The organism is Turicibacter sp. H121, assembly GCF_001543345.1.
GTDB classification, from domain to species: Bacteria; Bacillota_I; Bacilli_A; order MOL361; family Turicibacteraceae; genus Turicibacter; species Turicibacter bilis.
Map to the genome: position 1 here is coordinate 345,862 of NZ_CP013476.1, position 13,936 is coordinate 359,797.

General features: G+C 36.8%; 11 protein-coding genes. 3 read left to right on the plus strand and 8 right to left on the minus strand.

Annotated features, from left to right (window positions below; translation table 11 throughout):
• The first annotated feature begins 45 nt into the window (after positions 1-45).
• Positions 46-1,047, plus strand: a complete 1,002-nt coding sequence (tnpC, locus tag AT726_RS01535) for an IS66 family transposase (RefSeq protein ID WP_068758880.1) — start codon at positions 46-48, stop codon at positions 1,045-1,047.
• 154 nt (positions 1,048-1,201) lie between these two features.
• Here tnpC and AT726_RS01540 read toward each other — a convergent pair whose 3' ends face one another.
• From AT726_RS01540 to gmk, 5 genes are all read right to left on the minus strand, one after another.
• The gene (locus tag AT726_RS01540) at positions 1,202-1,759 is read right to left on the minus strand and encodes a peptidylprolyl isomerase (RefSeq protein ID WP_055242101.1); all 558 of its coding nucleotides are present in this window, start codon (positions 1,757-1,759) and stop codon (positions 1,202-1,204) included.
• A gap of 27 nt (positions 1,760-1,786) precedes the next feature.
• On the minus strand, positions 1,787-2,719 hold the full coding sequence (fmt, locus tag AT726_RS01545; RefSeq protein WP_055242099.1) for a methionyl-tRNA formyltransferase: 933 nt from the start codon (positions 2,717-2,719) through the stop codon (positions 1,787-1,789).
• A 131-nt stretch (positions 2,720-2,850) separates the two neighbouring features.
• On the minus strand, positions 2,851-5,223 hold the full coding sequence (priA, locus tag AT726_RS01550) for a primosomal protein N' (RefSeq protein ID WP_082704857.1): 2,373 nt from the start codon (positions 5,221-5,223) through the stop codon (positions 2,851-2,853).
• A 99-nt stretch (positions 5,224-5,322) separates the two neighbouring features.
• The gene (gene rpoZ / locus AT726_RS01555; RefSeq protein WP_055242094.1) at positions 5,323-5,550 is read right to left on the minus strand and encodes a DNA-directed RNA polymerase subunit omega; all 228 of its coding nucleotides are present in this window, start codon (positions 5,548-5,550) and stop codon (positions 5,323-5,325) included.
• A 2-nt stretch (positions 5,551-5,552) separates the two neighbouring features.
• Positions 5,553-6,176 (minus strand): guanylate kinase, encoded by a 624-nt coding sequence (gene gmk / locus AT726_RS01560; RefSeq protein ID WP_055242092.1) that lies wholly within the window; start codon positions 6,174-6,176, stop codon positions 5,553-5,555.
• A gap of 234 nt (positions 6,177-6,410) precedes the next feature.
• Here gmk and AT726_RS01565 point away from each other — a divergent pair, with 234 nt between their 5' ends.
• Positions 6,411-8,114, plus strand: coding sequence for an Rqc2 family fibronectin-binding protein (locus AT726_RS01565; RefSeq protein ID WP_068758882.1), 1,704 nt, complete (start codon positions 6,411-6,413; stop codon positions 8,112-8,114).
• A 29-nt stretch (positions 8,115-8,143) separates the two neighbouring features.
• Here AT726_RS01565 and AT726_RS01570 read toward each other — a convergent pair whose 3' ends face one another.
• Positions 8,144-9,424, minus strand: a complete 1,281-nt coding sequence (locus AT726_RS01570; RefSeq protein ID WP_068758883.1) for a VanW family protein — start codon at positions 9,422-9,424, stop codon at positions 8,144-8,146.
• Positions 9,425-9,465: 41 nt separating this feature from the next.
• Positions 9,466-11,553, minus strand: coding sequence for a vWA domain-containing protein (locus AT726_RS01575; protein ID WP_068758884.1), 2,088 nt, complete (start codon positions 11,551-11,553; stop codon positions 9,466-9,468).
• 262 nt (positions 11,554-11,815) lie between these two features.
• Here AT726_RS01575 and AT726_RS01580 point away from each other — a divergent pair, with 262 nt between their 5' ends.
• The gene (locus AT726_RS01580) at positions 11,816-12,739 is read left to right on the plus strand and encodes an exonuclease domain-containing protein (RefSeq protein WP_068758885.1); all 924 of its coding nucleotides are present in this window, start codon (positions 11,816-11,818) and stop codon (positions 12,737-12,739) included.
• A 34-nt stretch (positions 12,740-12,773) separates the two neighbouring features.
• Here AT726_RS01580 and AT726_RS01585 read toward each other — a convergent pair whose 3' ends face one another.
• The gene (locus tag AT726_RS01585) at positions 12,774-13,934 is read right to left on the minus strand and encodes a SpoIIE family protein phosphatase (protein WP_068758886.1); all 1,161 of its coding nucleotides are present in this window, start codon (positions 13,932-13,934) and stop codon (positions 12,774-12,776) included.
• Between the last annotated feature and the right edge of the window lie 2 nt (positions 13,935-13,936).

The following is a 13,936-nucleotide window of genomic DNA, read 5'->3' on the forward strand; positions in this document are numbered from 1 at the left end:
ACGATTCGACGTCAAGTTTTTGATTTACCGAGCTTAAGGCTTCAAGTGACTGAGCATCAATCCCAAATTAAAGTATGTCCTAACTGTCACTTTAAAAATGAAGGACTATTTCCGAAACATGTCACACAACCGACACAATATGGGCCACATTTAACAAGTGTATTAACTTATTTCAGTCACTATCAATTGATTCCTTTCAACCGTCTGAAACAATTGACTCAAGATATTTTCAAAGCGACCATCAGCCAAGGAACACTGGTGAATATGACGAAACGATGTGATGAGTTATTAGAAACGACTGAAGCTTCAATCAAAGAAAATCTTTTGGCATCAAATCATCTTCATTTAGATGAAACAGGCTGTTATGTCAATGGAAAGAGACACTGGCTTCACGTGACTTCAAATCAAAAATTCACGCATTACTTTGTTCATGAAAAGCGTGGCTCTCAAGCAATTGAAGCCAATGGCATTCTTCCCTCTTTCAAAGGAACCGTCATCCATGACCATTGGACCCCGTATTTTAAATATGATGATTGTACGCATGCTTTATGTAACGTTCATCATTTAAGAGAGTTTAAAGGAATCATCGATTTTGAGAACCAACAGTGGGCAAAAAACATGACGAAATTATTACTTGAAGCTAAAACTTATTCAGAAGAGACGGAATCTCCTTTACCCTTATCTAAAATACAGGAGTTTGAGAAACGATACCAACAAATCATCGAAGAGGGTTACCGTGAGAATCCTTTAAAACTGCATGAAAAGAATACGGATTCCGTTCGATTACTCAATCGTTTATCGAAACGACAAGAAGAAGTATTAGAATTTCTGTATCAAGTTGAAGTTCCGTTTGATAATAATTTAGCTGAGCGTGATGTCCGAATGACTAAAACTAAACAAAAAATATCCGGATGTTTCCGAACAGAAAAAGGTGCTCATTGTTTCGCCCGAATCAGAGGTTTCATCTCTACTTGTCAAAAGCAAGGATTAAATATTATCGAAAGTATTGAAACCATTTTAATGGGAAATACGATTCAATTTTCATAACATTCACAAGGAGTACTTCACTAAATGAGCACTCCTTTTTGTGATACTCTTTTCTACTAGGCTGAATAGTTACTTAAATTTTTTACGATATGAAAAAATTAATGAAGGTTATATATAGAAAAAGAACTAAACTTTCGTTTAGTCCTTTTAGAAATTATAATTTGTTTGGTTCTTCGTAGTCAACACCTTTAGTATCAACTGTCACTGATTTCATGACTTGCCCAATGACTGGTTGATCTAAATGGTTACATTCTACGCTAGCAATTTGATCAACAACATCGATTCCTTCAATCACTTTACCGAAGGCTGCATAGCTTCCATCTAAATGTGAAGAATCTTTATGCATGATAAAGAATTGTGATCCAGCTGAGTTTGGAACGTTTGTACGCGCCATAGAAATAACTCCACGTTCATGTTTCACTGGGTTGTCAAATCCATTTGATTTGAATTCTCCGTAGATGCTGTACCCTGGTCCACCAATTCCTAAACCTTGTGGGTCTCCACCTTGAATCATGAAACTACGGATGACACGGTGGAAAATAACACCGTTGTAGAATCCTTTGTTTGCTAATGAGATGAAGTTACGAACTGACTGTGGAGCTACTTCTGGATATAATTCGATTTTCATTACTCCACCGTTTTCCATTTCAATTGTTGCCACTGGATTCGTATCTTTTGAGTATTCTGTTTGTCCAACATATTGTTTTGCCATGTCTTACTACCTCCTATAGATTATTTGTTAGTTGAATTTCTTTCCAACTTCAATTGGATGTGAACCATTTAAAAGGCTTGCAACATCCATACGTTTTTTACCTGAGATTTGAATATCTGTAATCTTTAATCCGGCATGATCACCACATGCCACCACGATTCCATCCTTTTCAACTTTCACAATCGTTCCAGGTTCAGCATCATATAAATGATTATTTGGTTCGGCCCACCAAATTTTTACTGATAACTCATCTAATTGCGTGAATGCTACCGGCCAAGGGTGAAGTCCACGAACTTGGTTATATAAAACATTGGCTGGTTTATACCAATCAATACGCTCATCTTCGCGCTTAATATTCCATGCAAATGTCGCTTCTTCATGATTTTGAGGAATTGCCTCGATCTCACCTGCTAATAATTTAGGTAATGTTTCTGCTAAAAGCTTCGCCCCAGCGACACTTAATTTTTCAAACATACTTCCTGTGTGATCTTTTTCCTCAATTGGAACAACCACTTTACTAATCATGTCTCCTGTATCCATTTTGACATCCATGTACATGATTGTAACTCCTGTTTCTTTTTCACCATCAATAATCGCTTTATGAATCGGTGCACCACCACGATATTTTGGTAATAACGAAGCGTGGACATTAATACATCCGAACTTTGGTGCATCTAATAAAATTTTCGGGATGATTTGACCAAAGGCAGCTGTAATAATTAAATCTGGATTCCAATCTAAAACTGTCTGATAATCTTCTTTAATTTTTTCAGGTTGGAACACTGGGATGTTGTGCTCTAACGCTTTTTGTTTAACTGGTGTTGGTGTTAAAATACGTTTACGTCCAACCGGACGATCAGGTTGTGTGACAACCCCAACGACTTCATAACCTTCTTTAATAATTGTTTCTAAAACAGGAACTGAAAAGTCAGGAGTTCCCATAAATACAACACGTGTCATGTTGTCCCTCCTCTATTGTAGCTCAAATCACATCTAGCATATGGATGTGAGATTAAACGATAAATCTAGACTCTAATTATTATTACCACATCTATCGACATTTTACTACCATCTTTAATAAGTTTTTTTAATTAATTAAACTGATTTGGAAAAAAATCAAGTGATAGGCTCACTGAACCTTCTTGGAAATACATTAACAGCTGAGACAAAATAGCTCTTAACCTTGGTTCCTGCTTATATTTAATCATAAAATACATGCGGAATCGCTGATTGATTCGCCCAACATACGGCATAGTTGGACCAACAATAATACAGCTATGTCCGAGTTGATTTCGTAAATATTGATTCACTTTATCGCATGCCATAATGAGATCATTATACTCTTCACTACTAATCATGACACTCGCTAAATAATAATATGGTGGATAGCCAAAACGACGGCGCATCTTCATTTCTTCGACATAAAATGCATGATAATTTTGCTCAACGACACATTTCATGACGTAATGTTCTGGACTATAGGTCTGAATGAGCACTTCCCCCTCTAATTCATGACGACCGGCTCGACCTGCAACTTGAGTTAATAATTGGAAGGTTCGTTCAGCGGCTTTAAAATCAGATAAATGAAGCATTAAATCAGCCGCTAAGACACCAACAAGGGTCACATCTGGGAAATCAAGTCCTTTTCCAACCATCTGTGTCCCAATTAAAATATCTGCTTCTTTTCGTTCAAAGGCCGCAATGAGCTCTTGATGTGAACCTTTTTTTGATGTCGTATCTACATCCATTCGCATAATACGTGCACCCCGAAATTGATCTTGTAAATATTCTTCAACTTTTTGAGTTCCTAAACCAAAAAATCGTAATTCTTCACTCTGACAAGATGGACATCGTCTTAAAATGAATGACTCAAAGCCACAATAATGACACTTTAATTTTTGATTTGGCTTATGATAGGTCAGTGAGACGTCACAATTTGGACAATTCACCACTTCTCCACACTCGCGACATTGCATAAAGTTCGAATAACCTCGACGATTTAAAAGTAACACGACTTGTTCCTGACGCTCTAAACGCTTTGCAATCGCCTCTTGCAAAACATCACTTAAAATCATTTGATCACTGACCGTTGAATGTTGACGCATATCAATCAATTTGACCGTGGGTAACTTCGCTGTAGAAACGGCACGCTTCGATAACGTTAATAATCGATAAACCCCTTTTTGAGCACGAGCAAATGATTCTAAAGACGGTGTCGCACTTCCTAACACAACTGGACATCGATGTGTAATTGCACGCTGTTTAGCTACCTCTATTGCATGATAGCGTGGCGCCTCTTCCTGCTTATATGTCGCCTCGTGCTCCTCATCAATAATAATAATACCGATGTCTTTAAATGGAGCAAAAATGGCTGAACGGGCCCCCACCACAATTTGTACTTCTTGTTTTAAAATCTTACGCCACTCATCATACTTCTCACCCATTGACAAAGCACTATGCAAAACGGCTACTTTATTTTGGAAGCGACTTTTGAATCGCCCTGCAATTTGTGGTGTCAAGGCAATCTCTGGTACTAACATAATCGCCTGTTGCCCTTTAACCAACACATTTTCAATCATTTGTAAATAAACTTCTGTCTTCCCACTTCCTGTAATACCATGTAACAAAAAGATATCGCATGCATTTTCCTCGCACGCATGAGCGACAGTAGTCACTGCAACTTGCTGTTCTTGATTTAATTTTAACGCCTTCGATTGTTGATGCACCACATCTGCGTATGGATCACGATAGGCTTCTACCTCGATTTCTTTAATGACCGATTTATCTACAAGTGTTTTCATAATGGCATGAGTAACTTGTAACTCATCCATTAGTTGAGACTTTAAAACGGGGTTCGGCTGTGCTATTAAATATTCTAACACTTGCTTTTGCTTCGCTGCGCGATTAAATGATGATAAATCTAAGTTCCGATCGACAAGTGCGATATATTTAATCATCTTTTTACCAAGCTGATCTTTCACTTCATAAATGAGTTCAACTTGTTTATGTTCAATTGCTTGTTTAACTTCTTTTAAAAGGTTAGCAGGGATTTGCTCATAATCAATGACGCGTGAATTTTGAAATAGCGACGCTAAATTGGGCGATAACGTGTCACTTAAACAAAGAAGCTTTTTCTTATATTTTGCACGCATGGCATTTGGAATCATCGCCTCGAAACATTGAATCATCGTACTTCCTGTTTCTTCACTTAAACTCATTCCAAGCTCACGCAACTCATCATTTAAAACTGGAACGACATCAATCAGTTCTTTAATCGGGCGTAGATTTTGTAACTCCGTCTGTTCTTTTAACGAAATAACAAAGCCCATAATCGTGCGAGGTCCAAATGGAACTAAAACACGAACACCAGGTTGAATTAAATGTGCTAATTCTTCTGGCACCGTATAATCAAAGACTTTATTCACAGCTTTATTTTTAATATCAACAACAACTTCAGCAATCACTTTGGCACCTCCCCAATTCATTACTTTTATTATAACACACGACACATTTTGATAAACGTACGCAAAACAAAAACCTTAGCATTCGCTAAGGTTTAATCATTATTGTTCTTTTAATTCGAAATCAACAACGTCGTTTAATAGTTCTTCTAAAGCAACCCCAACTGGTTTTGCACATTTAGCTGTTGGTAATCCGTCAACATAATCTAATTGTGATTGTCCAGCGTCAACAATTTGACGTGCACGTTTTGCAGCGATGTAAGCGATTTTGTATTTAGAATCTACTTTATCTAATAATTTATCGATTGATGGATAGCGCATTCCTGTCATTACTATTCAACCTCCACAATATTCTTATTATAATATTCTAAGACACGGTTTGAGCGTGAATGCTCAGCTTCAATGATTGCCATAATACGATCACGAGCATTTTCTACCGTATCATTGATAACGATATAGTCGTATTCATGAGCAAGTCCAATTTCAGACTCTGCTTTTTGCATACGTTTATTAATAACTTCCATCGCTTCTGTTCCACGAGTCATAATGCGATTACGAAGCTCTTCCATGCTAGGAGGAGCAATAAAGATGAAGCATGCATCTGGCATTACATTTTTAACTTGTAATGCACCTTGAACTTCGATTTCAAGAACAACGTCTTTTCCTTCATCTAATTTTTGTTTCACATAATCAAGCGGTGTTCCGTAATAATTTCCAACGAATTCAGCCCACTCTAATAATTGACCTTGATCAATTCTATCTAAAAATTCTTCTTTTTCAACGAAGAAATAATCCACACCATGAACTTCTCCAACGCGTGGTTTTCTTGTTGTCATTGAAATTGAATACTCTAAATTATGGTTTTCTTGTTCGAATATTGATGCGCGCACAGTTCCTTTTCCTACACCACTAGGACCTGATATGACTATTAGTACGCCTTTTTCTACTAATCTCATGCATTCACTTCTCCTTAAACTTTCATTCCACTATAATAGCATGAATTTCAACAAAATTAAATAGCTCGACACAGAATTTATCATGAATTATTTTACAGTTCATTTTAGACATTTTAGAAATATCTATACACACAGTATGATTATTATGAGATTTTTCAGTTATTTTTATGTCTAACAGTTTTAAAAAATGATATACTTTTGAATATAAATTCATTGTTAAAGAGGTGATTTTTAATGGCTTTTGATGGTCTTATGACGTCTAGTGTCGCTGCTTCCTTAAAGGAATCGCTACTTGCTGGGCGTATCAATAAAATTTATCAATTATCAAACCACGAAATTTTAATGCAAATTCGTGCGCAAGGAAAAAATCAGAAAGTGTTATTTTCAACACATTCATCTTATGCTCGTGTGCAAATCACAAAGCTTGATTATCAATATCCAGATGAGCCACCGATGTTTTGTATGTTTTTAAGAAAACATCTAGAAGGTGGAATTATTTATAACATCGAACAGATTAACCATGATCGTATCATCAAGTTTACGATTCGTCATATCAACGAACTCGGTGATCAAATGATTAAATTTTTATATATTGAGATTATGGGGAAACATAGTAACTTAATTTTAACAGATGCGACGCATCGTATTTTAGATACGATTAAACATATCTCACCTCTTGTCAATCGTTATCGTTCTTTACAACCGGGTGCTACCTATATTTTACCGCCTACGCAAGAAAAACAACTCCCAACAGATGTTGACTTTGAAACCTTCTCAAGCTTAATGGTTGAAGGTGAGCGTTACGATAAACAACTGGTCGCTAAATTCCAAGGCTTATCTCCACTCATTGCTCGCGAAATTATTTATCGCAGTGAATCGGATTCAATCCAAAATATCTATGACTCGTTTACAAATGTCTTGACTAAAATTCAAGAAGCACCTTCTCCTCATGTCATGATAGCGTCCAAAGAATACTTCTACCTTCTTCCGCTATATCATATTGAAGGAGAACTGATTCCGTGCGTTACATTATGGGACATGTTTGACCGCTATTATTTTGGAAAAGCTGAACGCGATCGTATTAAACAACAATTCCATGATATTGAACGTTTTATCCGTCAAGAATATGACAAAAATGTAAAAAAACTTGAAAAGTTAAATGAGGAATTAGTGAATTCCGAAAAAGCGGAGCAGTATAAAGTTTTAGGTGAGTTAATTTTAGCGAATATCTATCAAATTAAACGCGGTGACTCAGTTGTGCGTGTACAAAACTTCTATTCAGAGAACCTAGAAGAACTTGATATTCCATTAGAGCCGATGTTATCAGCATCTGAAAATGCTCAAAAATACTTCCAAAAGTATACCAAAGCTAAAAATGCGGTGAATTATATTTTAGAGCAACTCGAGTTAACCGAAAAAGAGATTGCTTACTTTGAAACGCTGATGATTCAAATTGAAACAGCAACGTTAAAAGATGCCTATGAGATTAAAGAAGAACTTGAGTTAGCAGGGTATTTACGTAAACGTCAAATAAAAAAACGTAAAACGAATGGAAAACCAAACATCGAGAAATATTTATCAACAGACGGTGTCGAGATTTTCGTTGGGAAAAATAATTTACAAAATGATTACTTAACCCATAAATTCGCCCGTCGTCACGAATGGTGGTTCCACGCTAAAGATATGCCAGGTTCGCACGTCTTAGTTCGAAGCGATGCCGATGAGTTAAGCGAAGCTACGATTCGTTCAGCGGCACAGCTCGCATCTTATTTCTCAAAAGGGCGCTTATCATCAAGTGTGCCTATTGATTACACACGCGTACGCCACGTTAAAAAAGTACCTGCTGCCCATCTTGGATTCGTCAGATATGAGAATCAAAAAACGATTTATATCGATCCAGATGAAAGCTTCATTATGAACTTAACGAAATTAAAATAACAAAAAGGATTCCTTGATGGAATCCTTTTTTAATGAGTTTTCTTTTTATAAACGCTCGTATGTAAAAACTGTTCGTAGACCACTTCCCCATCAGCATTATAGCCATAAAGCGTCGTATCTGCCTTTAGCCCGCCATCATAGATGATCGTTTTAGGACGATAAGTAATGCCATGTAGCGCTTCGGAATTCGACCAAATTTCAACCGTTAGGCTTCCATATTGCGCATAAGTATGAATGTAGATTGGATATTCTAGCGTGTTAATGAACTTTAAATCAATCGCATTATCCGCCATCGTGGCATCTTGACCGAGTGGAACATAACTAACTGGCAAACTATGATTGCGTCGCTCAGTGGCGATAATACCTGCCTTAAGTTGAGCATTATAAAGGGTTGAAGAGACTTGGCAGATTCCCCCTCCAACTCCAGGAACAGCTCTCCCATTTAAAAAAATGGTTGCATTCACATAACCATGCGCCCCATCAACCGGGGACACCTTTTCTGCATAAGAAAACTGTTCACCCGGCATCAAAATCGTATGATTGATTTTAGATGCCGCTAGCTCAACATTTTTAGCACGAGGAATTCCTGTTGGATAATCTGTCGAATAAGAGGAAATCTTAGTGTTGATCATTTTTAACTGCTCAATATCTCGTTCACGAGGATCAGTCATCACATTTGCCTCAACCTCAATCGGATCCATAGAACTTATATCCAGTTCCTCAATTAACATATCCCTTAATTCTTCGGTCAAAATGAGTTGACCATCTTGACCTTCATTTAATTTTAAAATTCCGTAACCAGCCATTTCGAATTTCGGTTCCACTTTTTCAACATAAACCTCTTTCTCAATCATTCGCGCCCATTTTTCAACTTCATCATGATCATAAGTATAGTTGACCGTAAATTCATAACGCATCGGCTCTTTGATTTGAGAGGCCTGTTCCATTAGTTCTAAATCTTTTCCAATCGCAATAATTTCATCAACTAACTGGTCCATCTCTTGATTAACCGTCGGATTAAACTGTGATAACGTTGTTTCAAAATCTTTTTCTCCAACATGAACGATGATTTTCCGTTCTTTATACTGCTTTATTTGATCATCAATCATCGCTTTAATCTCATCTCGATTTAAGTTCGACACGTCTAAATCATTAATGAAGATATTTGGTAAGGCGATGTCTTCATACGCTAACACTAACGCTTTCGCATCTTGAAATTCAAACACCTTATATGCAATGAACGATAAGATAAACACCGTATTTAAAGAAGCAATGATTAAGCGAATGATTCGTCCTTGATTCATCTCCATCTCCTATATACCTCCTTTGTTAATGATTTTAGTGTCTCTTCTTAGGTTGTCGAGTGAATGTAATATTTATTCTCACAGACGACAATTTCACCAATTTTTTGTTTTGAAGTCAGCATTTTCCCAGTTGTTAGGTGCGTGTGTTGACCTTGTTTTTTCACTTCTCTCTCATATACCTCATCCCAATAAAAAATAGGTTGCCCACATAACTGAGACTGGATTCTTAATAAGTAGATTTTATTTTGAAGTATTAATCGTTGCTTTTTCGTCTCATTTAACCGTGTATATAATAACTGAAGAGGATTCTCTTGACTCATCAGCACTTGTTGTTGAATATTTTCATAGAGTCGTTGCCATTCACTCTGTTTTGGAAAATTTTCTATTGACCATTTGGTGAAGCTCTCATCATAAGCATCCCGTTTCGCTAATGCGTTTGATTTCACCCTTGGAATAAATAATCCTGACGGACTCACATGATACTGACTCCGGATGCGATTAATCGATTCATCTATTTGATGCTTGTCTAATCTAAACGTCGATTGATTCGTTGAAATAAGTGTTTTTAAGACTTGTTGTCTCAAGGTTAATTGTTCGAGTTCATATAATTGTTGAGCCATCATTTGACTAATATCAGATGAAAAACATTGAAAATGAGTTAACTTTAATCGTGATAAATCAATTAAATCAATTTCAGATTCATGATTGAGTTGCCCTGAAATGAGCTTTAATGCTACGAATCGCTTTCTGAGTGTCGGTGATAACCGGCACGCTAACGTTTGTAACTTTAAATTTCCACCTTCAATTAAAAAATATTCCCGAAAAATATAACAATCTAACTTCAAGTCCGTTTGATTTTGCTTCGCAACACCTTCGACTTTTACCGTGAACGTCACATTTTGTTTGGTCGTACTAGCTCGAACTTGAATAATTGGAAAATATAGCTTATCATGTGCCGTAAAGGTCACCCGACCATCGTCTTGTTTAATGGGAAATCGAGCTTCATTTTTATAATAAAGCTGAGAGAAGGAATCGTCTAAAATCATTTGAATCAATTCAAACACCGATAATGGAATAAACGATTGCACTCTTAATGCCTGCGGTGTGTATCGGGCTTGATTAATCGATGCTAAACTTCGACTTATTTCATTGATGGAATATCCTTGATGGATGATTGGGAAAAGGTCTGTCTCTTGAAGTAAAAAAGAAGCATCATCAATCTGACGTTGCTTGATGAGATAGTAGCCATAAGCAAGCTTAAAGTGTTGTTCAATCTCCTTTGAGACTTCATCAGCTGACGCTGGAACTTCTTGTTGTTCAAGTTTTAACGTTTCATCAAAGGTCACCACGAGTTGAGGAAGCGCCAATAACTGTTTAGGCTGATGAAGATGTAACGTTTGGGCCATGAGAAAATAGTCCTTATTAAATAGACAGATTTCCTGATGAGCGCCTTTTTTTAGTGAACTTTTCCATTGCTTGAAATGAGTTCGATATGTCTTTAAGTTTTGATAAGGATAAAAATCACCTGTCCGACTCGTCGTAGCTAACCGAGTTAAAAAATTCAAGTTATATGTTCCTATCCCTACAATATGCGTCATGACGTGTTGCTTCGCCAAATCAAGCATCCAGCCATAACATCTCGATTGCTCCACGATAATGGAATGACTCGATGGATAAAGATGACCGTCTGTCACCACAATGAGCTGGATTTCTTCCTTCTCCTTTTGTTTCGTTAACATGCCAAATGTGGTTTCAAGGGCAGACGATAACACCGTCCATTCATCACCACATCGTTCTTCTAGCCGCTTGTGTAACGCTTCAGTAAGTAGCTCTTTATCTATAATAAACTCTTGATTGACAAGCCAATCGTCTTCAAATTCATTCCCAAATAGTAAAATGGAAAGTTTATGGGATACATTTAATTGATGAATGGTTTCATGAACAATCTGCTTGAGGTCTTCTAAATAAGGAAGCATACTTGCTGAGCCGTCAATTAATAAAACTGTATGCAATAAATTATTTCTTGTTTGATCGTTTCCAATCTTATAAAAATAGCATGTCCTAGTTAGTTGTGGTGTTAAACGTAGTTGCTTTCTTCCTAAACTTTGAACACTTATTTGAACTTCTTTATTCAAAGCAACCGCCCCCTCATATGTAGTCACTGCTACCCAATATATGAGCGGGGCTGTGGCATTATTCTAGCAAACTTTAAAAATAGAAATTCGTCATTTTTTGTAAATCAACGACGCATTCATCATATTTCGATGATTCTTTTTTCATTAAATCTGATGCTAGTCTCTATGGTTGTCAGTTTCTGTACTTTTGCTTCTAACCCTTAACAGAAAACCATTTGACAGTTATAATAGTGAATACAACCATTATATAGGGGGCTTCGTCATGAATTTTATCGCCATCGACTTTGAAACAGCAAATGAAAAACGTGCGAGTGCTTGTTCACTCGGGATGACGATTGTCAAAAATGGACAAGTCGTTGATGAATTATATTATTTAATCAAACCTAAGGAGTTAAGATTTAGTCCGATGAATACATGGATTCACGGATTAAGAGCTCATGATGTGAAAAATGCAAAAGAATTTGATGCTCTTTGGCCTGAACTTGAACCTTACTTTAGAAATAACTTTGTCATTGCTCACAATGCATCCTTTGATATCAGTGTTTTACGTGCGACCTTAGACGCCTATAGCCTTCCTTATCCATCATTTGACTATGGCTGTACGATGCTCTTAGCAAAAAACTTCTTTCCTATGCTTGAAAATGCCAAACTAAATACTGTTAATCATTACTTAGGACTTGAATTTAATCACCATCATGCGGGCGCCGATGCGTTTGCCTGCGCAAATATTTTATTAAAAGTTAAAGATGAGCTTAATTCCTTAACGATTCACGACGTGTTTGATCAAGTTGGAATTAAACCCGGAAAAGTGTATGATAAAGGTTATCAAGCACCCAAAAAAGGGCATTCGACCTTAACTTCTAACCGTCAATTCCAACGAATTACCTCACCGTTGTTTAATAGTCAAACAGACTTTTTCAAGCACAAAACAGTCGTCTTTACTGGTCCTCTTCAATCACTCTCACGCACAGAAGCGATTGCTTTAATCGGCCAATTAGGTGGAACGGTAGGCAGCTCAGTTACGAAAAAGACAAACATTATTGTGACAGGGATTAAAAACATTTATGAACTCTCTCCTGATGAAATGAGCACAAAGCTAAAAAAAGCCATTCAACTAGTGTATCATGGTCAAGAAATCCTCTTTTTAAATGAAGACGAGTTTTTAAAAATTTTAACCTCATCATAAAAGGCATCCTTACTAATCGAGGATGCCTTTTGCTTTAAAAATATTGAATATGAACAACTTTTCCAACTTTAATTAAAATTTCTTCTAGCTCCTCAATAACTCGTAATTTAATGCTCAATTCTTTAGGAAAATCAGGATTTTGATGAGCCGCATTAATGGCCCTACCAATCAGTAATTGAATATGCGTACATTCCTCATACAATAACTTCGCTAAACGTGCTGCTCCATGTCCTTCTTCAAGTTTTTCAAATCTCGAATTCATTTGCACATCTTTTAAAATCTCGACGGCTCCTTTAATCGTCAATACGCCTTCTGTGACTAAATCAATCCCACGAATGGAACCAATCGGTGGAAAACGTGGATCAATATAATCAAAACTCGTCTGTATCTCTTCACCAATTTCTCGTGCCACAATATTTGCGGCTGTTCCTCCACAAATAATTTTCTTCCCGCTACTTTTCATGAGTGTTTTGACAACCTGTTGATCTTCTAATTTCACCTGTGGCGGTCCAGCAAATAAGGTTGCCCATTTGGGTTTCATAACTTTTAAAGTCGCCACCGTTGTGTCATCCCCCGGTTGACCGACATATAAATCAGAACACACGTCAAGCAATAAATTCGTGATTTCACGAGCTGTCTTTTCTTCATCAATGACTGACTGTAAAAAACAAGACACTTCTGGCCAACTCCATCCTAAATTTAAAATCGTCCCAACGCCTGCATGAATCACACCATCACTTGTTAACACCAGTGTATCGCCTTCTTGTAAAACAAATTGACTTTCTTTAATTGTTCGCCCATTAATACAACGCTCTGTACTTTCTAAAGGTTTTACCCCTCCATCTCGAATAAAAAACACACTAGGATTATCGATCTCTACCACATAGACATTATTAGAGACGTCAATTTTAACGATAGTTAAGGTCGAATAGGCAAGCTTTCTCACTTGACAAACCGGGAGGGTATGAACCATTGTATCAACCACCTCATCAATCGAAAGTCCCGCTTTAAGCATCGTAATTGCAATTTTTGAACTCAACGTTGCTAGAATATTTGCTTTAACTCCACTTCCTAGTCCATCCGATAAAACTGCAATCACACAATCAGTCGTTCGAAAAAATTCAACTTTATCTCCACAAAGTTCTTCTCCTACCTTATTTAAACTACGACAAGCAAAATCGACAAAGTAATTCATCA